The sequence below is a fragment of the Polyangiaceae bacterium genome (assembly GCA_016715885.1).
GTDB lineage: Bacteria > Myxococcota_A > Polyangia > Polyangiales > Polyangiaceae > Polyangium.
On record JADJXL010000026.1, the window covers coordinates 41,824 to 62,651 of the forward strand.

Here is a 20,828-nt window from a genome sequence, read left to right on the forward strand (position 1 = left end):
AAACGTGCAGATGACGAGCTGTGCGTCTCGTGCGTTGACTCGGCTCCGTGGACGCCTAGACTGCGCCCGAAACATGTCGGGCAGCGCGCATCTCCGAGGAGTGGGCAGCGTGGTCCGACAATCACGGAAAGACGAGCGCGGCTCGTAGAGCGCGCCACGCGCGGTCGGAGCGGTGGTCATGAGCAAGCGGACCAAATTCGTCTTCGTCACGGGCGGAGTTGTTTCATCGATTGGCAAAGGCCTTGGTGCCGCGTCCATCGGTGCATTGATGGAAGCACGCGGCCTCCGCGTGACGCACATCAAACTCGACCCGTACATCAACGTCGACCCGGGCACGATGTCGCCCTATCAGCATGGCGAGGTGTACGTCACCGACGATGGTGCCGAGACAGACCTCGATCTAGGGCATTACGAGCGCTTCACGCTCGCGCGCATGACGCGCCAAAACAACTTCACGACCGGACGCGTCTACGAAGCGGTCATCTCGAAGGAGCGTCGCGGCGAGTACCTCGGCGCCACCGTGCAAGTCATTCCGCACGTCACCGACGAGATCAAACAACGCGTTCGCTCGGCGGCCGAAGGCGTCGACATCGCCATCGTGGAAATTGGCGGAACCGTGGGCGACATCGAATCGCTTCCATTTCTCGAGGCCATCCGGCAGCTCAAGGTCGAGTGCGGCAGTCAAAACGCTCTCAGTGTCCACGTGACGCTCGTGCCGTTCATTCCCACCGCAGGCGAGCTCAAGACCAAGCCCACACAGCACTCGGTCAAGGAGATGCGCGAGATCGGCATTCAGCCGGATATTTTGCTCTGCCGTTGCGATCGTCCTCTTTCACGCGGAATGAAGGAAAAGATTTCGCTTTTCTCCAACGTGGATGTCGATTGCGTCATCTCGGCGGTCGACGTCGGATGCATCTACGAATTGCCCATTGCGCTGCATGCCGAGGGTGTGGACGAAAAGATCACGGGGAAGCTCAACATTTGGGCGCGTCAGCCGGATTTGTCGCAGTGGCACTGGGTGGTCGAACGTTTCAAGCGACCAACTCGAGGCACCGTAAAAATCGGCGTCGTTGGCAAGTACGTGCACTTGCGCGACGCGTACAAGTCTCTCCACGAGGCGCTCGTACACGGCGGGCTGCACAACGACGTACGCGTGGACCTCGAGTACATCGATTCGGAGCAGATCGAGAAGATTGGTGCCGCCGATGCGCTCGCGGGGCTCGACGCAATCTTGGTTCCGGGTGGATTCGGCGATCGCGGTACCGAAGGAAAGATCGACGCGATTCGTTACGCGCGTGAACAGAAAGTGCCGTTCTTTGGCATCTGCCTCGGCATGCAGCTCGCCGTCGTCGAGTTTGCGCGGCACATTTGCGGGCTTGTCGGGGCAAACTCCGTCGAGTTCGATCGCAGTCCTGCGCACCCGGTCATCGACATCATGCTCGACCAGAAAACCATCGTGGACAAAGGCGGCACGATGCGTCTCGGCGCCTATCCCTGCGTCCTCGAACGCAACACCATCGCCGCCGATGCGTATGGGACGACGACAATCAGTGAACGACATCGTCATCGCTACGAGGTGTCGAACAAGTATCGCGAGGTGATGTCGCAGAAGGGGCTCGTGCTTTCGGGCACGTCACCCGATCAGAGGCTCGTCGAGATGATCGAGCTACCGGACCATCCGTACTTCGTGGGCTGTCAGTTCCACCCCGAGTTCAAGAGTCGTCCTCAAGCAGCGCATCCGCTCTTCTTGCGGTTCGTGCGCGCGGCACTCGAACGGCAACGTGATCAACGCAAAGCGAAGACTGAGCCTGCGAGCAGCACGCAAGGCACGCTGACGACCCCTGCGTCGAATCCGAACATGAATTGACTGAACGCGGGTCTTGATTTGATCGCTCGCTTCGCGCGCGTGGGACGCGCGCTTCGCGAGAGTTTGTTCACGATGGGGGGGCAAACCTAGTTCTCAATCAAGCTGCATCGATCGCAGGCGTAGCGCTCGTCGCGTCGTCGTCGTTCGCGCTTGCAGGCTTGTTCGTGAGCAGCGGGCAGCGTTCACCAACGTCGGCAATGAGGTCCTTGCGTAGGACGCGTTCCGGCGGGCGGCGCAAATCCCACACGAGACCGAGTTTTTCCATTGCTTTGAGAATGTAATAAGTCGCGTCGACTTCCCACCAGTAGAAGCCTTGGTTGGTGCTCGACATGTAGTGGTGATGGTTGTTGTGCCAGCCTTCGCCCATCGTCAGAAGCGCGAGCCAAAAGTTGTTGCGGCTCGTGTCTTTCGTCGCGTAGCGGCGGCTTCCCCAAACGTGCGCGAGCGAGTTGATGGTGAACGTCGCGTGGAGAAGCACGCACGTCGACACGACATAACCCCACAAGAAGCCGTCGAGCCCGAACGCGAGCGTGAGGCCAATGCCGAGGGCAAACGGCCCGACGAGGTGATGACGATCGATCCATCGCAGCTCGGGATACCCCGCGAAGTCGGGGATCATCTCGGTGCGCGTACGCTCGTGCTCGCGACCAAGCCACCAGCCGATGTGCGAGTACCAAAATCCACGTCGCATCGGACTGTGCAGATCACGCTCGGTGTCCGACTGCTTGTGATGCACGCGGTGCGCAGCAGCCCACCAGAGCGGTCCCTTTTGTGTCGCCGTCGTTCCGAGAAACGCGAGCATCAACTGGAAGACGCGGCTCGTCTTGTACGAACGATGCGAGAAGTAGCGGTGGTACACGCCCGTGATGGCGAACATGCGGATGAAGTAGGTCGCCGCGGCAAGCAGCACCCACTTGGCACTCACGCCGCGCATCACCGTCAGCACCGTACCGACGTGAATCGCCACGAGCGCAATGATGTTGAACCACTGATCGGTCGTCAGGCGTTTCGATGCCGAAGGCACGGTAATTGGTGTTCGAACGTTCTGCGTTTGCTCGGATTGCACGCACTGACTGTCTCAAACTGGCTTCAGTGCTTCTCTTGTGTCCGGTCATGATTCCGTCACGCCTGAACACGCTCGACGCCGCGTCAATCGACCTCGACCACATGCGCCATGCGATGGCGCGTGGCGTGCACGCTGAGCGCGCAACGTGCGCACGACGCATGGCGCACGCGCGAGGAGGGATGGCGTGAAGGTGCGAGAAATGATGACCACGCCCGTAACGACGCTCGAACCAAACGACAACTTGGCATTCGCCGAAGAGCTGATGACCGTGGAGCGAGTTCGTCACTTGCCCGTCGTGGATGGAGACGTGCTCGTGGGCCTTCTTTCCCATCGTGACATTCTCGCGGCCGCGATTCCGTCGACGAGCGACCCATCGACGGAGCAAGACGTCGCGGCCAAGCGCAAAGTGCGCGTCGACGATGTCATGCGCCACGATGTGGAAACGATCGGCCCCGACGACGACGCGGTGAAAGCAGCAGACATTCTGCTCGCTCAAAAGGTCGGATCGCTCCCGGTCATCGACGAGCGACGTCACCTGATGGGCATCGTGACCGAATCGGACTTCGTGTCGATCGCACGCGAAGCGCTCGCAACGGGCATCGTCGTGCCGCGAACTCCGGTGGTGATGACCAAGGTCACGGCGAAACGCTGAGCCTCAACGCGAGGCCGTTACGATGTCGATCACGGGTCCAGCGCTCACGCTGATTTCCGATGCGCGAAGCATGTCGCCGTCGAGCACGTAGGGACCGTCGGGCGAAAAGCGCACCGTGAACGACTGCACGAGGCGATCAACGTGCCCCGTGCCTCCGATGCGTTTGCCCAGAAGAACCAAGGGTGCTCGCCGGCCGAGCAAGTGCGGTGGAAGGCGACTCGCGACGAGATGCACGCGCTCGACGTCTTCACCAGCGCGGTAGTTGACCTTCATGCCGATGCCGAGGTCCTTGACGACAGCGGCGCAAACGAGTGACCAACTTTCGCCATCGAGCTGCTCGCCGTCTGCATCGATCGAGCATGGCATCGGCGTGAGGACGTGTGCGTAAGGACCTCCGTAGAAGGAGTCGACGAAGATGCGTGCGGTGATGCGCGCGGCGCCTCCGTATCCGCGGGCTCCATCGCTGTAGTAGAGGTCGAAGAAACGCGCGACGAGACCCGTGCCGAAGATGAAACCGACGCGCTCGATCGTTTCAGCTCCAAGTGTTTGTCGCACGCGAAGTGTTGCGCTGCGTGTCGTCGCGAAGGCGCTCGGGCTCGAAAGCAGACGCTTCAAGAGCGCAACGGGAGAACCTTTCAAGCCGAAGTTTCGCGCCACCGTCGCAACCGTTCCGCCAGGAAGAAGCGCGATGCGAGGAAGGGGACGCTCGCCGAATGCGCGGTCGAGCGCGGTGACGCCAGCCATGAAACTGCCGTCGCCTCCGGACAGGACGATGAGGTCGGAGCCTCGAGCAGCGATCGCATCGCAAACCGCACCAAGCTCGTCGACGTGAGCCGTTGCGTGCACGTTCGCGGCGCCCGCGGACGCTCGACGTATGTCTGCGAGGAGCGAGGGCTTTTTTCGATATGCTCTCGCGTTGGTGTTGGCGATGACGTCAATGCGCATGTGGGCGACGACCGAAGTTGTGACACGCATGCACATCCGCGCAGGATGGAAACCCAACCGGCATGCAGGCCCGAGCACGCGGCTCCAGCCTGACCTACACGCGGCGCGCGGAAAAGGGAGCTTGAATGCGCAAGTCATGGAGAAGCCTTTGCGGGTCGGCGCGAGGTCGGCTAGCTCGGATGGACGCCCGATGATTGCTCGCCTTCTACGCCGAACGTCAGCTCTTGCCAGCTTGTTTGTCCTTCTTGCTTCAGGGTGCGGGGGTGGTCCTGCGCTGCGCGCGGCCGAGCAAGGGGATCTCGCGGGTGTTCGTCGCGTGCTCGGAAGCGATGCGGCCGCAGCAGCGATCGATGCCGACGAAGCATGGGACATTGCGCACGCGGTCTTGAGCAGAGAAGTCGAAAGCGCGAAGGGCGACGATGGAGTGAAGAAGCTTCGCGAGCTGCCGAGTTGCGCGGCGCAGCTTCAGGATGCGCTCGAAGCTCGAGGCGCTGCGCGTGACGAGGTCGCGGCAGTTGCGACGCTGATGCGGTTCGACACGCGCGCGATCGATCACGAAGATCTGGGCGAAGCAGCGCGCACGGCGCTAGCCGTTCCGGGAGCGTCGCCTGCGTGGCGTGCGGTGGAAGCTCGGAGTCTCGTTGCGCCCGAGGACGCCGTTCGTCGGCGGGGCTTGTTTCTCGATGGGGATCAGGCGGTGCGTGTTGGAGCGCTCGAAGCATCGTTCGACGCGGTCGATGCGGCCGACATCGAGGGGCTGCTCGAAGCTGCGAGGCTCGATCCGTATCCCGCTGCGCGCACGGTAGCGATTTCGGCGGCGGGAAACGTTGGCGGAGAACGCGTGGTGCATGCGTTGGGTGACTTGTTTGTCCAAGCGGGCGAGGACGAACGGCTGACGATCATTGGAGCGTGGGCGTCGCCGCGGGCCATCGGGGTAGGCGGACGAGACAAAACTCGTGCGCATCGCGGAGACGGAGCAGGGTCCTGCGCAGATTGCGGCGGCGGGGGTGCTCGTGCGGCGGCCTGGCAAGGGTGCCGAGCAAGCTGCAAGTGTACTGGCGCGCGCGGTGGAGACGGGGTCGACGCGGGAGCGGGTGTTTGCGATCCGTGCAGCGCTGCTCGACCTTGCGATGGTGCGAGCGGCTGTGGTGAAGGCGCAGGACGACACGGATCAGGATGTCGCGTTGGCGGCGCTCGAGCGGTCGCTGGAGCTGTATCCGGCGAGTGGTGACGGGGCGAAGCCGAAGGAGCGAGCCGAGGTTGTGCGGAAGCTTTTGGTGATGGCCAACTCCACGGGAGTTCGGTCGCTCTTGGCGCGCGGTGCGCTTGCGCGAGCTGGTGCGCGTGAGGTGCTGCCGCTCGTGAAGGGTGATGCGAAGTCGGACAATGAGCAGGCGCGTAAAGCGGCGGGGTCGTCGCTCATTGTGCTGGGCGAATATGGCAGGGCGGCTTTGCTGGCGGCCGATCAGGACGTGCGGGTGCGCACGGGCGTGGCGTGTGCGCTGTTGCGGAGTGCGAAGTAGGAATCGGGCGCCGCGGGTCACTTTTTACGCAACTGGCTGGTTCGCCAAACGATGTACGTAAGTAGCGGGGACGTTCCGCTGCGAGACGCAACATCGGCAGGGCGGAGCGCGCCATGGCTCGACGCAAGTCCAAACGTCGCAGGTCGCACGACATCGACACCATTTTGCGGCACACGTCGCGCCGTCATCCGACGGCATTATCACGGCTTTTGCTCGACCATGACGAACCCATTGAGCAGATCGAGTGGATCAAGACGCAATTGGCAACGCGGCAGAGGCGAATCGACCGCGGATTACGGATCGAAATGGTCCGCGGGTCGCGGATTTTGCATATCGAATGGACGTTGCGGCTGAATCGGGCGATTCGGCGGCGAGTGCACGAATATCACCATCTTTTGGCGATGGCGCACGAAATGGACGCTCGTGCCAAACGCAAAAGGGGCGAACCTTTGCCAAAGCCGATATCGATTGATAGCGTCGTCGTCGTATTGTCGGGGCCCAAGAAGAAGCTGCCAACATTCGGCAGATACCGGACTTCATCGAAGGATCAGCGGTTTTCGGGCGTGCGTTTTCGTATCGAGGCGATTTATCAGCGAACAGTTGCCGAGATCGAGGCTATGGGCAGTGTTTTTTGGCTCGCGTTCGTCCCGCTGGCAATGGATGTGGACCAGGAAAAACTGGAGCGCGTGCTGAAGTCGCTTCGTGCACAGACGGAACCGGAGGACTTCGAGGACTTGAAGGCCACCATGATTTTGCTTGCACCTCTCAACAGGGACTTCCCGGGCCTGCAAGAGGTGATACTATCGCTCACGGAAGCGGAGGAACCCGTGCTGGATTTGTTGAGTCTGCACCCGTACTATCAGCGAGCAAAAGAGCAAGGGTTCGCGAAAGGGCGCGACGAGGCGCTCATGCACCTTCTCGAGCGACGCCTGACGCGGAGCCTCACGGCAAGCGAGCGCAAACGAGTGTCGAAGCGGCTCACCAAGCACGGGCCGGACTTCGTTGGCGACGCGATCCTGGATTTGTCCCGCGAAGAGCTCGCCGCGTGGCTCGCGCTCAACGGACATCGCTCGAAGGGCCGCAAGGCAAAGTAAGATCGGCTGCGATTGGGCACAGTATTGTGCGACTAACTACGTTTACTGCGGCGCCACACCGCGAGCACTTGCGCAAGGGGGAATGCTTCATGACTTCTCAATCGGATCGATTGAACTTTCAATCCAAACTCAGCTCTTCCCGCAAGATCACCATCCTCACCGGGGCGGGAGTCTCCGCCGAGTCAGGCATTGCCACATTTCGTGGTGCCGGCGGATTCTGGCGTCGTTACCAAGCGCAAGACCTCGCGTCACCCGAAGCCTGGGAGCGCGATCCAGGGCTCGTTTGGGAATTTTACAATTATCGACGCTCCGCATCTCGCGACGCTGTGCCAAACCCCGCGCACCGAGCGATTGCCATGCTCGAAGCCCGCTGGCGCAATGCGGGCGGCACGTTTACGGTGCTCACACAAAACATCGACGATTTGCATGAGCAAGCGGGCTCCCAAAGTGTCGTTCACCTCCATGGGTCGATATGGCACGTGCGCTGCTTGGCGTGCGGTGAAGTCGAACCCAATCGAAATATCCCGATTACAGCCGCATATGAAGGCAGCGGTTCACCCGATCCGGAAGCCCGCTCGCGCCGCTTTACCGAGGCTGACTTGCCCCATTGTCATTGCGGTGGTCTGCAACGGCCACACGTCGTCTGGTTCGGCGAAATGCTCGAGTCGAAAAATTTGATTGCTGCAGCGAATGCCATTGACGAATGCAACCTCCTGTTGGTCGTCGGCACGTCGGCCGTCGTGCACCCAGCGGCAGGCTTCGTCGATGTGGCAAAACAATTTGGCACGACCATCGCCGAAGCGAACATCGAAGCGAGCGCCGTCAATGACCTGTGCGACTACTTTTTCGAAGGCAAGGCAGGTGAAATGCTGCCCTCGCTGCTCGATGTCGAGCCCACGTGGGGATGAGCGCCACTCTCGCGCATTGAACATACGACCGACGATGCCGGGCGCTGGGTGCGAAGCAGAGCGGCATCGATGCGATCCGAGCGCGAAGGGGTCATCCCGGCTTGTGAAAAATCAGGCAATGGTTGTTCGCGGGCATCGGCATCGTCCCTTCGTGCACCATGCCCACGGATTGCGCAACATTTTCCAAATCGTCCACGTCGCGTACGCCCCATTCGGGATTTCGAGCTCGCAGCGATTCGTCGAATTCTTTGTTGCTCCGCGCAGTAAATTTTCCTGAAAAACGATAAGGACCGTACGTGACCAAATATCCATCCGGCCGAAGAATGCGCGCGACGCCTCGAAATAACCCTTCCGTCGCCGCCCATGGCGAAATGTGAATCATGTTGATGCACACGATCAGATCCGCGTAATTCACAGGCCAATCGTCCGACATGACATCGAGCGCAAGTGGAGGAAGAACATTCTTGCAGTGCGCTTCGTCGACGTATGCCTGAATGCTCGACAAAGCTTGCGGATCGACATCCGTCGGTTGAAACGTGGCGTGAGGCAGGTTTTGGGCAAAGTGCACGACATGTTGCCCCGACCCCTCGGCGATGGTCAAGACAACCTCGGGCTTCGTCAAAAATGGCTCATCGATCAAAAAGTCGCGCAGAATCTCGAAAATCGGTCCCTTGTTGCGATCCGCGGCGGGGGCGTGATATTTCATAATTCGATTCGTACAATTGGACCTCGTCTACGTCAACCTCGTAAAACAGGAATCCCAAAGCGACTCCGGGGCGGGCCGAAACCAGTTTCAACCCGCCCCAGGGCCATCACTTCTTCTTGATCGTGCCGCACACGTCGAAGGCCTCCTGGGCCTTTGCCTTGTCCTTCGGGGGCTTCGTGAGGGCGTTCTCGCAGCTCAGCGTCACGTCGCCGACCTTCACGTGGCGCGTGATCAAGAATTGCGGGGCGCCCTTCTCCTCGACCTCGACGACCAGGCCGTCCGGCTGATCGATGGTGATCGCCTTGAAGCCAGGCATCTTCGGCATCAGGGGCTTCAAGTCCGCGATGGTGTCCTGGGGCCAGGCTTCTTCAGCATGAGCTTGTAATCGGGCGTTTCGAGCGACGCTTTGTCGTCGCCGCTCTGGTCGAGCTTCCCGCCGGTGGGGAGGCCGATCGTGAAGTCGGCCAAATCCTTCGCGGGGAGGGCCGTGGCGGGGAACGAGGCCGCAGCCGACGCCGGCTCGGCGGGCTTCGCCTCTGCGGCGGGCGTGGCTGCCGTGCTCGCGGGCTTCGTCGCGCCCGTGGGGGACGCCGATGTAGCTGGCGCGGCCGATGTCGCCGGCGCGGTGCTGGAAGGCTTATCCTCGCAGCCGACGGCGACGAGGGAGAGAACGAGGGTCAGGCCAAGCATCGAACGCATCATGTCGAGTCATCTCCTTTTTGGTGGCGAGGCGCGAACATATCTGAAGGAGAGGACCGATGCGAAATTTTCCGTGGCGAAAGTCCGTCTTCCCCCTGAGCAAAGGGCCTCTCATGCGAAGCGTACCGTATGCCCGCTTTTCAAGGCATGACGACGGAAATCAAGCGATCACCCACGATGATGACCATACGCTGGCCATCCACCGTGACACTCCGCGCACCTCGAGGCGTCGTCGAAAGCGACGTGTAACCCGCGCCGATCCTGCCCGGTGCACCGCTGCCGAATACATGGGCAAACCGACTCGATCCGGTGATCACACCATTCGCATCGGGCTCGACGGCAAGGATGGTATTGCCGAAGTCGTTGGCAATCAATAAATGCCCGTTCGGCGTGAATGCAAGGTCCACCGGCCTGTTGATTTGCAACGACGAAACGAGCCCCGACGCTGCATGACCATAACGCTGGCCATCACCCAATACGACATCCTCGCGCATGTACGGCGCCGCGCTGCGCAGGCGGCTTATTCGATTCGTGTCGTACGATGCAATGTAAAGGTCGCCATTGGCATCGAATGCAAGGCCGCTCAAGTTGCCTCCAAGACCGGCCACCGGAATGTCGTCGATCTCGCCTGGCGCGATCGTCACGCCAAACGTATCGATGGCCTGGTTCGTCGGATTGACGACACGCAATAGGTTCTGATCGGCAAAATAAAGCCCGCCGCTCGGACCCACGACCACCTTCGGTCCACCCGTGTTGATCGCCACGCGCGACGTATTGGCCGGACCTGCAACCTGCTGCTCCGCCAGCGTCGCAATCACGCCGTCGCCCGCGACGACATCGAGCGTCCCGAGCCCCAAGTCGATCCTCGATATGCGCGGAAGCACCGCTTCCAGCATATACACCGATCCGCTCGTGAATTCGAAACCCCGCGCGCTCGCAAGGTCCGACGCTGTCGCCATGCCGTTCATTCCCATGGTGTTGCCCAAATGGCCCGTGCCCGCGAGCACGTCGAGCAGTCCGGTCGTTCGATCGAGACCCAAAAGGCGTGCGCCGTCCGTGAAGAGATACCGGTTGTTCGCCCCATCGACTCGAACGCTGCTCAGAATGCCCACATTACGCAGCGCCTTGCCGGGCAAATTGTCGATGTTCGCCGGACCAACACCAGCCACGGCATCGATGACGAGCGGATTGCCGTCGACATCGAAGCTCACGCGGCGCAAACGACCTTCGGCAGGAATGAGCAGGTCACCTTTGCGATCCACGAAGGGACGCGAGAAAAGCGCGAGCGTAGCAGCTTTGGCCGAGCCGCCGTCGCCCGCATATCCAGCATTTGGAATCGGTTTGCCCATTTCCCAATTTCCCGCCACGAAATCGATGCAATCGTCGGCGTCGAGCGTCGTCGGCGAGCTGCCCCCTACCCTGCTCATTCGGCGAACGAGCGCATGACGGCTACCGATGTAGGCGTCTCCCCGCACCGGATCGATCACGATGCCATTGTTGACACCCAGGCTCGTCGATATCGCGGGGCAACCTTCCGCAGGCAAGCTCGTCGATCCGGCATTTCCGGCGACCACGACGAATTCGGCATATCCCGGCGCGCCCAGGGGCAACCTGTCGAAAGGAACCTTGCGAATTTGATTGAATGCGGATGCATAAATGCTGCCTTCCGCATCGACCGCAATGCCGATGGGGTTCATGGGACCGCCCAGATTGAGCACCTGCAAGACCGCGTCTGCGCCAATCGACAAGCCCCAAAGGTCGATTTGTTGCGTCGTGAGATTGACGACTCGAACGAGGCCGTTGTTGTTGTCCGCGACGAGCAAGAGCTGGCCACCGGCGGCGAACTGTAAATCGGTAATGCTGTCGAACGAAGCGCTGGTGATGGTGGTGCCCGAATTGCCGGCCGTGGTTTTTCCGGTCACGACGGTGATGGACCCGTCAATGCGTGATGCTCGAAGGATCTGCGTGCTCGTCGCGAAATATGCGTCTTGCGAAACGGGGTGAATGGCGACCGCGCCGAGGTTGGTCGCAGCTTGCGCGATGGTTTGGATGGTGTTCGGCATGATGGTCTTGCCGAACAACGTAATGGAAGCATTGCCGGTGTTGATGGCGCGCAGGCGAGTGCCATCGGTGAGGTAGTAATTGTTTTGCGCATCGGTCGCGACGTATCCGGACGCAATCGTGGCGAGCTTCGGGTCGCCGCCGTCGCCGATGTCGGTTTCTTCGGGGCCGCCGCCCGCGAGAATTTCGTAATCGCCAACGACGCCGAAAACGCCGGCGCTCGTCGATTGTCCACCGCTATCGACGACGACATCGGCGGGGCCGAATGCGACGGCCGGGACCTCGACGACCAATCGATTGGCTTCGGCCGAAAGTATTTTTGCTTCGACGCCGTCGAAGGTGACGAGGTTTCCGGCCGGATCGGTGGAAAACCCGACGCCGCGAAGGACGAGCGCGCTGCCGGGGGCGCCGCCTGCGGGGGTTGCATCGAGCACGGTGAGTATGGGTGTGGTGCCGGTGATCGAAGCGGCGACATAGCTGCGTTTGGCCGCGCCGCCGGCAACGCTGACCGAGACGGGACCGGTCACGGCATCAGCGGGAATGGGGACGGTGATTTGCGTGCCGGTGGCATCGACGTTCGAGGCTGCAACGGGAGCCGCCGAGCCGGCGAAGGTGACCATGATTTGCGCCGCATTGGTGCCAAAGCCGGCGCCGCCGAGCACGATGGATTCACCGGGCGCGTGGGGACCATCGGAGCTGGTGACGCTGGGCTCGGCGGCAATCGTGGCGTCGGTGATGGTGAGCGGCCAATGGTTCGAGCGCAAGCCATTGATTTCGACTGCGAATGCGCCGGTGGTGATGGTGGATTCGGAATTGCCAATACCGAGGGAAAACGATAGCTCGCTTGGGGACACGCTGCTCGTGACGATCTTGCGGCGCGTGCCGGAGCGGCCGGGGATGGCGAGCACATCGGGATCGGTGGCGACGGTATCGAAGCCAAAACCTTGCACCTTGAGCGTCGAGGAGAGTTTGGCGGACGAAACGTCGGTGGACGTGACGAGGGGCAGATGGGTGAATCCGGGGGAAAACGTGGCGAGCGGCATGCCATCGATGGTGACGGTGACGATGCGGGTCTTGGCAATGGCGGGCGGTGTCGTCACATCGATTTCGGTGTCGCTGACGACGGTGATGTTTCCCGCAGGGATATCGCCGAAAAACACGTCGACGTTTCCGACGAATCCGTATCCGCCGATCTTGACGGACTCGTTGCCGGCGGCGCTCCCTGCGGCGGGCCAAACGTGGACGATGCCGACGTCGGCCGCGACATCGATTGAAAAATCTTGTGTTGCCGATTGACCATCGGGTCCCGTGGCCACGAGCGACACGTCGTGCGGGCCTTCTTGCCCGGTCGCGGGTGTCCACGTCAATTCGCCGTTTGCTGCGACGGTCAGGCCACTTGGCGCTTTGGCGAGCGAATACGTGATGACGTCGCCGGGCTGGGCCATTTCTTGCTCTGCCGTTGCGGCGTAGGTATAAAGGTCGCCGACGCGAGCGGTGAGCACGGGGGAGGTCGTAAACGAAACGGGGCCTCGCTTGACCTCTTGGCCGCCCGCGCCGCCAGAGCCGCCCATGGCCCCGCCGGAGCCGCCGTCGCCTCCAGAGCCGCCCGTGCCACCGTTTCCGCCGCTGCCCGTGGGGTTCGTCGTGCCCGTCGTGGTGGACGAATCATCGGAGCAGCCGCTCGACAGTGCAGCGAGCGGGACGCTCAAGATGAAGGCCATCGTGAGCGGGCGAGACAAGCGAAAACGTTTCATCGTGTACCTCCTCGTGGAACAGAAGAATGCAAGAAGGGCGAGGATACCGGGATGAGGGGTTCGGCTCAAGGTGGGAAAATCCCCAACCACCTTGGCGGCCGCCAGGCAAGGATCCCCACCCACTTCTCAAAATCCCCCACAAACACCGCTCTGCTCAATCATCACGAAGCGCCACGAAGTGCGGCAATTGCTCCGCACCCGTTTTCGACATATTCCACGACACCGATCGACCGGCCTCGGTCCCAAAGCCGACCTCGCCATCGCGGACCAAAACCGAATGCAAAATCACATGCGTCAGCGCCTCGCAATGCGCACGGCACGTATGCCGCACCTTGCCGTACAAAAACTAACGTTTTCTTGAAAATAGAGCCGCCGCAGGACACACGTCTGCATTGGCTGAATACCGATCGTTCAGCTCATGACGCCATGGCGTGCAATGCTGGCCGATCAACTGCTGCCGCCGATGTTTACCGAATGGAACACGCGCATCCACCATGTTCCCTCAGGAAACGCCACGTCGCGGTCTCCCATGCACCACCGCTCGAGCGCTGCGCGATAGGCCGCGCGAAACGCCTTCACCGCGCGCGCTGCGGCAGCCGCAATGGCGCCGCAACCTCGACCTGCCGCAAACGTCGGATTCAGCTTGCGCATTGGCTCGGGCGCCTTCGACCGTGTTTCCGTCGAAATCGTTGCCGCTCGTTTTGGCCCCAGCACGTTTTCAGGCGCAATGGTTTTCCGAGCCTCCTCCACTTCACGCGCCAATGCTTGCGCAACGTCGTCCCGAAATGCTTCCGCATCCGCTTCTGCAATCATCGGCGGTAGGTCGATGGGCAACTCCACCACCTCCGGCCACTTCGTTGCGTCGAAATATGTTTTCGCCCCTGGCCATTCATCCGGATCGAGCACCGCCCCCGCTGCGACGGGATTCGCGAGCACGTACGCGATTTTTTCGACAATCGCTTTTCGCGTCAACAATTCCACGACGCTCGGTGCGTCGGAATCCCAAATCGAGCCTTCCCAGCGGCGGAGCACCTTCGTTCCCATTGCGACGAATCGATGAAAGTAGGCCAGGAAAAACGGGAGCACTCCGTGCGGATCCGTCACGACGAGGTGAATGTGCGTCGACATTGCGCAAAATGCATGCACCTTCACGCGGTAATCGCGCGCAGCGAGCGCCAACGAATACTCGACGAGCTCCCTCATTTCATCATCGGGACGAAGCAAAAAATATCGACATATGGTGCGTCGCGTCACCATATAAGTCTTGCCGGGAAGAATCTTTCGAGCGTATGACATGTTTCGCTCCAGCTTGGTCCGGTTTGCACATTGCGAATTCCGTGCCGTGACCGGAACTGAACAATTTCAATATGTTACACACTTCCGGGGTTGGCGGATTCGCCCCGCCGCCACCCTTCGCCATGGCGGCCGCCAGGCAATGTGGCAAATCTTACCGCAGCCATTGCATGGTCGTAACCGAGGTCTAAGATCCGCTCGCAAGCACGGTCGAGATTGAAAACGATTACTGGGTGCTCGGGCCGGTGCTGGTCACGGATCCGAGTGGCAATCGCAACGCCGTGAAAGTCGACGAATTGAGGATATTCCTTGCGACCGCGGTGATGTGAAAACTCCCGCGATGTGAAAACTCCCGCGATGTGAAAACTCCCGCCGACGACCCACGTGACGACATTCAACTTTGCGTCCGTCGGCAGCGCACAATCTGATGATCGGGCGCAACTGACGACCTCCGCAGGGCCGACGTGCGTCACATCGACTCGCGACCCAACGGTCGGCACCGCGCCGCCCTCGCGACGAGCCCTCCGGTCCGGCGCACGGAGGCCACCAAGCGTCGAATGAGCCTTGACGCCCAGGCGACGAAGGGCGCGGACTTGGTGAAGGGAGCCACCGACCGATCACAGCAAGTGCCCAATCTCGAAGAGAGGCCCCCCCAATCCACCCTCGGAGGCTCATTCCGGACGGCAAGGCCGTCGCCAACCGAGCAGCGCAAGCCGCCGACCATGAAACGGAGATGATCGACCACGCCGCGGACGCCATCGACCAGTCCCCGGAAGCCATCGACCGGTCCAAGGACCCCGCGCGCACCGGTTTCCGAAGGTCATCGACCGGTTCCGGAAGCCGTCGACCGGTTCTTCGACCCCCTGCCGGCGCGCTCTCCTGGGGTCATCCGACGGTGGAGGAAGTGTACGAAGTAGCGGAACGTACAACCAAACGGGTATTGAGGATATTGGAGAAGAGGCTAGCGCTATCGATCCGGCACTTGGGGCGTGTTACGAGGTAGCGGCCAAAACGCCAAAGACACGTCGCGTAGAAGCACCACCAATGGGCACGGGCGAATGCGCGGTGGTGGTGCAGGGTTTCAACGTGTATGCGGGGGATGCGATCGATGGGCGGGATCGCAAGCGAGTGGAGCGGATGTGCCGGTATTTGGCGAGACCTCCGATTGCGACAGTGAGATTGACTGAAGTGGGTACGGACTTGCGTTACGAGCTCAAAAAGGCTTGGCGCGACGGAACGAGATTCGTGACGCTGGAGCCGTACGAATTGATTGCTCGGATATGTGCAATGGTGCCGCCTCCGCGCTTGCACATGATCCGTTTCCACGGGGTATTGGCACCGAATTCGGCATTGCGCGAGCAAGTCGTGGCGTCAGCGCGGCCGTATGTTCCGCCAAATGTGGACGCTCCACCAGATCCGGTCCAGTTGGCGCTATTTGGCGAGCATTTCGAGAAAGACGAAGCAGAACAGACGCACGCACGACGCAAGCCATGGGCGTGGTTGCTCAGACATGTATTCGCGGTGGATGTCAATGTTTGCCCCGAGTGTGCAGGGCCAATGAAATGGCGACAGGTTGCGCTGACGCCGCATGCGATACGCGAAGGTTTGGCGCGTGCGGGGCTATGGGCGCGCGGGCTGCCGAAACGTAAACGAGTGCCCCTTGGGCAACTCGTGCTGCCATTTCCGAAGATGCGTCGGGCGTGAACCGATGCGTTTTGCGTGATGCTGCGCTCGTATTGGCTGGCGCCGATGCATACGTGTGTCGCAGGCCCGGGAAATTCGACGACGAGCTGCGCGTTCCGTGAACGCCGAAGACGAGTCGTCTTCACGCTGTGGGAAGGGATACGCAGCGTTGGGGTTGGGGTAAACCAGGGCAGACGATGCAACACCGAATTTGCCGGTTTTTTCGTCCTAGGTGCTACCATTGCCCAGCAAATCCACCACGCTCACGGTGGACGAGCTGTCATGCGTCGGGAAACTCGTCAGTCGCGCCAGCGCGCTGAATCCGTTACCGGCCTGGTTGCATCAGCGGCGTTCTAAATCAGATCCACTTTCGAACAAAATTCAGATCGACTCGCAATGCGGTTCGGGTGCCGTTGGCGGCGCGATTCGGATCCACTTGCGCCCACGGGATATGGCGATCGTGAGGTGGCACGAGTTTTTCCCGTCAGGCTCCGCCAGTGTTGCGCCATCCAAACCGCCAAGGTGGTTGGGGATTTTTCCATCCAAACCGCCAAGGTGGTTGGGGATTTTCGCAAACGACACCAACATGCATTGTTCTCTGGCCGCTAACGGCCAGCCGCTCACCGGCGGCGGTCGGGGTCATCGGACGGGTCTGAGGTCTCACTGCACTCGGGGCCGCCGTCGTCAATCGGCGCATGCGACTCCGCGAACGAGTTGGTTGTGGCGCGCAGCGTGAGCCCGAGAATGAAACTATCGCCGCCTGCGGGAAGCCCTTGAACGTAGGGGCGCAGCATCTCATTGAGCTGACCAGCGAGATCCCTGATAATCCTGTGAAGCGCAGAGAGATCGGCACTCGTTTGAAACGCGCTGAGCGTCACGTGGTCGACCTCGGAATGGAAACGACGACCCACGGGATTTATAAGGTCAAATCTACTCGTGCCAATGCCTGGAACGCTCGGCACGAGGGAGCACGAATGCATACGGTGGTCCAGCGGATAAATCTTGACCCAGTTGACGTATCCCCATACCGGCTGCCTGACTCCGGCAGCTTCAAGAACCTTGTTGTCGAGGTGTTGAAAGCCGTCGCGCAACTGCTTCATGGGTTTGACCGCTTCCGCGAACATGCGAGCCCGAATAGCTTTGGGTTGCGCACCTTCCTTTGCGGCCGGTGGTCCCGGTGGTCGCGGCATTCGGCTGTCCAGTATGAAGCGCTTGAGCCGCCAAGAAGCATCTACAACCGTCCAGGCGTCGAGCAGGACCGAAGCATAGATGTATGACTCGACCGGAACTTCGCCAGGACCGCTGATCCGATCACTAAGCTCGCCAAGCACTGCGGCGAGTCGATGATATGCAAGATCAACTATTTCGACTGAATATCTGATACCCTCAAGCCAGTTTCGCTGAGCCGCATCCAGGCCCCTTGGAAGGCGAGATAGTGGAGCATCGGGGGTGAGGATAGGTCCCATGATTGTTGTGATCGAGTGTCGGTGTGCAGTTCTGTGCAATTGTGCGTGCGCTTCGATACCTAGGGTGGGAGCATTGGCGGCCAGCGATGCGTGAGGACATCCCTCAAGATTCGAGACCACTCCGCAATTCGGTCGTCGTATCGTTTGGGCCGCGGCGGAACATTTGGCGCGGAGCCCCAAAATCCTCCGCCCGGCTCGTTTTGTCCCTGCAGGATGACGAGTGCCGAAATTGCCGGAGCGCCAATCGAGGCAAGGCGATTGTTGAGCTCACCAAGTGGTGCGTCCCACCCGCCATAGAACTCTACCCAGTCGCCAGTTCTCGCCTGGTATGCACGCGACAACTGTTTGTAAGTTTGCGGCTTTCCCGCCGCTGCCCATTGGCTCAACACGATGTAGAGGTCGTCGAGGTTGGGTGTCACGGTGCTATCCTGCCGGGGCTTAGCTCAGATGAACTATCGCCTGGCCTCGTCCGCGCGTCAATACCCGACGCGGGAGTAGGGCGAGTGCGTTGGCATGCGAGCGAGAGGGTAGGGATTCCGCGCGTGAGGGAACGAAGACGGCTCGGGATCCTCCCCGAGTGACGACCACCAATGATCCCAACTTTGACTCTGCCACGATGAGCTCGAGAGTCGCAAGCTCCCCGTCGCGCAACTCCGGACATGTCCCGAGGGCTCTGCGACGACCGATGGGAGCTGGATCGTGAACAAGGCTACACTGACCACGAATCACCGACCCCGAACGATCGACGCTCGGTGACGAAGAACCCGCCCGCCGACGAGTATGCCAAGGACCGCGAAAACCGCGTGAAGCTCGGCCATCCGAACATCCCGCCCGCGCCTCCGAACGCATCGCCCGTGGGGTTCGTCGCGCCCGTCGTGGTGGACGAGTCATCGGAGCAGCCGCTCGACAGTGCAGCGAGCGGACGCTCATGACGAAGGCCATCGTGAGCGGGCGAGACCAGCGAAAACGTTTCATCGTGTACCTCCTCGTGGGACAGAAGAATGCAAGAAGGGCGAGGATACCGGGATGAGGGGCTCGGCTCAAGGTGGGGAGCGGCCGTGAAGACGCAGGACGCGCGTATGCGCTGTTGCGGAGTGCGAAGTACCGAACAGCTTGCCATGGCGCAATGCCGGCGAGCTCGTTCCAGAACGATTGCGCGGCGGCGCAATGCGGGCGAGGACGCGCTCGGCAGGGCTGCGCGGCGGCGCAATGCGGGCGAGGACGCGCTCGGCACGCCTGCGCGGCGGCGCAATGCGGGCGAGGACGCGCTCGGCAGGGCTGCGCGGCAGTGCAATGTGGGCGAGGACGTTTTCGGCAGGGCTGCGCGGCGGTGCAATGTGGGCGCGGACGCGCTCGGCAGGGCTGCGCGGCGGTGCAATGCGGGCGAGGGCGTTTTCGGCAGGGCTGCGCCAGCAACACGTCCGAGATTTGCTGTGACGAGATCGTTATTGATGTGGATTGTGACGGACCGATGGTGAAGCGCGGTTCAATAAGAGGTCGACCTACCTGTCGGAGATCTGGCGGCCGCCAGGCTTTCGCCGGTAAAACCATCGTTTGCTGTTCGGATCGCAAGTCGTGGCGTCAGCGCGGCCGTATGTTCCGCCAAACGTGGACGCTCCACCAGATCCGGTCCAGTTGGCGCTATTTGGCGGGCATTTCGCATCGCTGTTCACACTCGGATTCGCACAGCATCCTTTCGGCCTTCTGCATCGTCGGGTTCGAATCCGGATCGACTCCATATCGGGGCGCACTTTTCTGCGTTTGCCGCGGCGCGTCCTTGCACGCGTCTTTGCACTCCGCGATGCACTTCTCCCGCGCCACCTGACGCCGATCGAAATCTTCGACGACGTTCGTGGAGCGCGAATCCTGCCGCCCATCAGCAAAGACGAAAACGCCGAGCACGATGGTGACGCAGCCGATGACGACCACCAGCCCCGTCGTCGACCGGCTCTGCTCATCGACCGCTGTCTGCGTCTCTTCGTACGGAACTCGGATCTCGCTCGATTCGCGCTTGCCAATCCTCGGAATATGCAACTCCATACCGCAATACGTGCACGGGATTACCTGAGCCGTGCCCGATGGCTTGATTCCTTTCGCTTCACCCCCACATTTGGGGCACGTGACCGTGACGACCGCGGCGTTCATCCTCGCAGCCTAGCAAATCGGCGGCTGGCAGGCGCGCAGAAAAGTCGAACGACGACGCAAATGCAAATCGATTCGATCGTCCAAACCAGACGAAATGATCGGCCATGCAATGGCTGTGCAGATACGCTCTTTCCCTCGTTGCGTTATCGCTCCCTTACGTTTCATGATCGACGTCGATGCCATTTATCACTGGTTGGTCGAAGGTGCTCCGGGTGCCGATGGCCCAGCGACCGTGGTTGGCCGGATGAACGAAGCGCTCGTTGCGGCAGGCATTCCCATCGAGCTCGGGGGCACTCATTCGCACGCAGGTTATGTGGGGTACCCTAGAGAAAAGGTGCTTTCGAGGGAAACCACCAGCGCCGCGGTTATTTCACTTGCACCTCCCGAGCAAAAGAATTGGACGGACTTCGTCGGGTCATTCCACACTTCCGACGGCAAGCTGCATCTATTTCCGCTGGCTGGAGACGTCCAAGACTATCTTTTCGCCGGACCGAGCCTCGAAAATCAGGTTCAATCCTCGAATGAAGCAGAATGCGTTCCTTTGGACGAATGGCTCGAAAATAGCTTTCCCAAAGGAGGATTCCATATCGATGCAACAACAAAACAAGTCGACTACTGGACTGCAACGGATGTCGCTGGTGTACCTCGACGCATATCCGAGGTTTGGCACGGCTGGAGTGTCATTTGGCATCGGGCGTCTGAGGGCACGCTCGTGCAGAATCGAGCGTTATCAGGGGGAGAGCGCGGCAACGAAGATATCAGGCGCTGTGACGCTGGGAGCACAGTGTCCTCACCCGCTCGCCATCGATGACTGCGCTGTAACTCTCGAATGATTGTATCCACCACGCCAAGCGCAAGGCACGCGAATGCGTTCAACGGAGAGGTCTCGCCGACGCATGCCATGCGGCAATCGCAACTGCCTTCGTCGCCAGGCGCCGCCAGGGTCCGCTCCGCAGAGCCCCGAGG

At 61.0% G+C, this 20,828-nt stretch carries 20 protein-coding genes; 10 read left to right on the plus strand and 10 right to left on the minus strand.

The window, feature by feature from the left end:
* Window positions 1-178 precede the first annotated feature (178 nt).
* Window positions 179-1,867, plus strand: coding sequence for a CTP synthase (locus IPM54_40040; protein MBK9265964.1), 1,689 nt, complete (start codon window positions 179-181; stop codon window positions 1,865-1,867).
* A 97-nt stretch (window positions 1,868-1,964) separates the two neighbouring features.
* On the opposite strand, the gene IPM54_40045 is transcribed toward IPM54_40040, so the two are convergent.
* Window positions 1,965-2,801 carry an acyl-CoA desaturase gene (locus tag IPM54_40045; GenBank protein MBK9265965.1) on the minus strand — a complete coding sequence of 279 codons (837 nt, stop codon included), beginning with the start codon at window positions 2,799-2,801 and terminating at the stop codon, window positions 1,965-1,967.
* 316 nt (window positions 2,802-3,117) lie between these two features.
* Here IPM54_40045 and IPM54_40050 point away from each other — a divergent pair, with 316 nt between their 5' ends.
* Window positions 3,118-3,585 carry a CBS domain-containing protein gene (locus tag IPM54_40050; protein ID MBK9265966.1) on the plus strand — a complete coding sequence of 156 codons (468 nt, stop codon included), beginning with the start codon at window positions 3,118-3,120 and terminating at the stop codon, window positions 3,583-3,585.
* Between the two features lie 3 nt (window positions 3,586-3,588).
* Here IPM54_40050 and IPM54_40055 read toward each other — a convergent pair whose 3' ends face one another.
* Window positions 3,589-4,530: a hypothetical protein gene (locus IPM54_40055; protein ID MBK9265967.1), complete on the minus strand. Its 942-nt coding sequence runs from the start codon at window positions 4,528-4,530 to the stop codon at window positions 3,589-3,591.
* Between the two features lie 190 nt (window positions 4,531-4,720).
* Between IPM54_40055 and IPM54_40060 the strand changes: the two genes are divergently transcribed.
* The 4 genes from IPM54_40060 (at window position 4,721) to IPM54_40075 (ending at window position 8,055) form a co-directional block, all read left to right on the plus strand.
* Entirely contained in the window at window positions 4,721-5,761 is a 1,041-nt protein-coding gene (locus IPM54_40060; protein ID MBK9265968.1) for a hypothetical protein, read from the plus strand.
* Window positions 5,715-6,053, plus strand: a complete 339-nt coding sequence (locus tag IPM54_40065; protein ID MBK9265969.1) for a hypothetical protein — start codon at window positions 5,715-5,717, stop codon at window positions 6,051-6,053. Before IPM54_40060 ends, IPM54_40065 begins: the two co-directional genes overlap by 47 nt.
* Before the next feature lie 113 nt (window positions 6,054-6,166).
* On the plus strand, window positions 6,167-7,147 hold the full coding sequence (locus IPM54_40070; protein MBK9265970.1) for a hypothetical protein: 981 nt from the start codon (window positions 6,167-6,169) through the stop codon (window positions 7,145-7,147).
* Between the two features lie 89 nt (window positions 7,148-7,236).
* A complete protein-coding gene (locus tag IPM54_40075) occupies window positions 7,237-8,055 on the plus strand; it encodes an NAD-dependent deacylase (GenBank protein MBK9265971.1) in 819 nt (272 codons plus the stop codon).
* Window positions 8,056-8,146: 91 nt separating this feature from the next.
* On the opposite strand, the gene IPM54_40080 is transcribed toward IPM54_40075, so the two are convergent.
* The 5 genes from IPM54_40080 to IPM54_40100 all read right to left on the minus strand — a co-directional run bounded on the left by IPM54_40080 (window position 8,147) and on the right by IPM54_40100 (window position 14,571).
* Window positions 8,147-8,761 (minus strand): DUF938 domain-containing protein, encoded by a 615-nt coding sequence (locus IPM54_40080; GenBank protein MBK9265972.1) that lies wholly within the window; start codon window positions 8,759-8,761, stop codon window positions 8,147-8,149.
* 106 nt (window positions 8,762-8,867) lie between these two features.
* Window positions 8,868-9,086, minus strand: a complete 219-nt coding sequence (locus tag IPM54_40085) for a hypothetical protein (GenBank protein MBK9265973.1) — start codon at window positions 9,084-9,086, stop codon at window positions 8,868-8,870.
* A gap of 8 nt (window positions 9,087-9,094) precedes the next feature.
* Window positions 9,095-9,463 carry a hypothetical protein gene (locus tag IPM54_40090; GenBank protein MBK9265974.1) on the minus strand — a complete coding sequence of 123 codons (369 nt, stop codon included), beginning with the start codon at window positions 9,461-9,463 and terminating at the stop codon, window positions 9,095-9,097.
* A 137-nt stretch (window positions 9,464-9,600) separates the two neighbouring features.
* Window positions 9,601-13,275, minus strand: a complete 3,675-nt coding sequence (locus IPM54_40095; GenBank protein MBK9265975.1) for an IPT/TIG domain-containing protein — start codon at window positions 13,273-13,275, stop codon at window positions 9,601-9,603.
* A gap of 447 nt (window positions 13,276-13,722) precedes the next feature.
* Window positions 13,723-14,571: a transposase gene (locus tag IPM54_40100; GenBank protein ID MBK9265976.1), complete on the minus strand. Its 849-nt coding sequence runs from the start codon at window positions 14,569-14,571 to the stop codon at window positions 13,723-13,725.
* Between the two features lie 1,041 nt (window positions 14,572-15,612).
* On the opposite strand from IPM54_40100, the gene IPM54_40105 reads away from it, so the two are divergent.
* Window positions 15,613-16,272 (plus strand): transposase, encoded by a 660-nt coding sequence (locus tag IPM54_40105; GenBank protein MBK9265977.1) that lies wholly within the window; start codon window positions 15,613-15,615, stop codon window positions 16,270-16,272.
* A 599-nt stretch (window positions 16,273-16,871) separates the two neighbouring features.
* Here IPM54_40105 and IPM54_40110 read toward each other — a convergent pair.
* Complete coding sequence (locus IPM54_40110; GenBank protein MBK9265978.1) at window positions 16,872-17,375, minus strand: hypothetical protein; 504 nt, start codon at window positions 17,373-17,375, stop codon at window positions 16,872-16,874.
* A gap of 401 nt (window positions 17,376-17,776) precedes the next feature.
* The gene (locus IPM54_40115; GenBank protein MBK9265979.1) at window positions 17,777-18,136 is read right to left on the minus strand and encodes a hypothetical protein; all 360 of its coding nucleotides are present in this window, start codon (window positions 18,134-18,136) and stop codon (window positions 17,777-17,779) included.
* 333 nt (window positions 18,137-18,469) lie between these two features.
* On the opposite strand from IPM54_40115, the gene IPM54_40120 reads away from it, so the two are divergent.
* Window positions 18,470-18,649, plus strand: coding sequence for a hypothetical protein (locus IPM54_40120; protein ID MBK9265980.1), 180 nt, complete (start codon window positions 18,470-18,472; stop codon window positions 18,647-18,649).
* 126 nt (window positions 18,650-18,775) lie between these two features.
* Window positions 18,776-19,195 (plus strand): hypothetical protein, encoded by a 420-nt coding sequence (locus IPM54_40125; GenBank protein ID MBK9265981.1) that lies wholly within the window; start codon window positions 18,776-18,778, stop codon window positions 19,193-19,195.
* A 163-nt stretch (window positions 19,196-19,358) separates the two neighbouring features.
* Here the strand turns inward: IPM54_40125 and IPM54_40130 are convergent, their stop codons facing one another.
* Window positions 19,359-19,862: a hypothetical protein gene (locus tag IPM54_40130; protein MBK9265982.1), complete on the minus strand. Its 504-nt coding sequence runs from the start codon at window positions 19,860-19,862 to the stop codon at window positions 19,359-19,361.
* Between the two features lie 163 nt (window positions 19,863-20,025).
* Here IPM54_40130 and IPM54_40135 point away from each other — a divergent pair, with 163 nt between their 5' ends.
* The gene (locus IPM54_40135) at window positions 20,026-20,673 is read left to right on the plus strand and encodes a hypothetical protein (GenBank protein ID MBK9265983.1); all 648 of its coding nucleotides are present in this window, start codon (window positions 20,026-20,028) and stop codon (window positions 20,671-20,673) included.
* Window positions 20,674-20,828 lie beyond the last annotated feature (155 nt).

Excerpts from the sequence above, each read along its gene's own strand:
- IPM54_40055 (MBK9265967.1), bottom strand. The coding sequence starts at position 4,530 with ATGCGCATTGACGTCATCGCCAACACCAACGCGAGAGCATATCGAAAA.
- IPM54_40085 (MBK9265973.1), bottom strand. The coding sequence starts at position 9,086 with ATGCCGAAGATGCCTGGCTTCAAGGCGATCACCATCGATCAGCCGGAC.
- IPM54_40095 (MBK9265975.1), bottom strand. The coding sequence starts at position 13,275 with ATGAAACGTTTTCGCTTGTCTCGCCCGCTCACGATGGCCTTCATCTTG.
- IPM54_40135 (MBK9265983.1), top strand. The coding sequence starts at position 20,026 with ATGATCGACGTCGATGCCATTTATCACTGGTTGGTCGAAGGTGCTCCG.
- IPM54_40090 (MBK9265974.1), bottom strand. The coding sequence starts at position 9,463 with ATGATGCGTTCGATGCTTGGCCTGACCCTCGTTCTCTCCCTCGTCGCC.
- IPM54_40110 (MBK9265978.1), bottom strand. The coding sequence starts at position 17,375 with ATGTTCGCGGAAGCGGTCAAACCCATGAAGCAGTTGCGCGACGGCTTT.
- IPM54_40060 (MBK9265968.1), top strand. The coding sequence starts at position 4,721 with ATGATTGCTCGCCTTCTACGCCGAACGTCAGCTCTTGCCAGCTTGTTT.
- IPM54_40105 (MBK9265977.1), top strand. The coding sequence starts at position 15,613 with ATGGGCACGGGCGAATGCGCGGTGGTGGTGCAGGGTTTCAACGTGTAT.
- IPM54_40040 (MBK9265964.1), top strand. The coding sequence starts at position 179 with ATGAGCAAGCGGACCAAATTCGTCTTCGTCACGGGCGGAGTTGTTTCA.
- IPM54_40080 (MBK9265972.1), bottom strand. The coding sequence starts at position 8,761 with ATGAAATATCACGCCCCCGCCGCGGATCGCAACAAGGGACCGATTTTC.
- IPM54_40130 (MBK9265982.1), bottom strand. The coding sequence starts at position 19,862 with ATGAACGCCGCGGTCGTCACGGTCACGTGCCCCAAATGTGGGGGTGAA.
- IPM54_40100 (MBK9265976.1), bottom strand. The coding sequence starts at position 14,571 with ATGTCATACGCTCGAAAGATTCTTCCCGGCAAGACTTATATGGTGACG.
- IPM54_40045 (MBK9265965.1), bottom strand. The coding sequence starts at position 2,801 with ATGCGCGGCGTGAGTGCCAAGTGGGTGCTGCTTGCCGCGGCGACCTAC.
- IPM54_40075 (MBK9265971.1), top strand. The coding sequence starts at position 7,237 with ATGACTTCTCAATCGGATCGATTGAACTTTCAATCCAAACTCAGCTCT.
- IPM54_40070 (MBK9265970.1), top strand. The coding sequence starts at position 6,167 with ATGGCTCGACGCAAGTCCAAACGTCGCAGGTCGCACGACATCGACACC.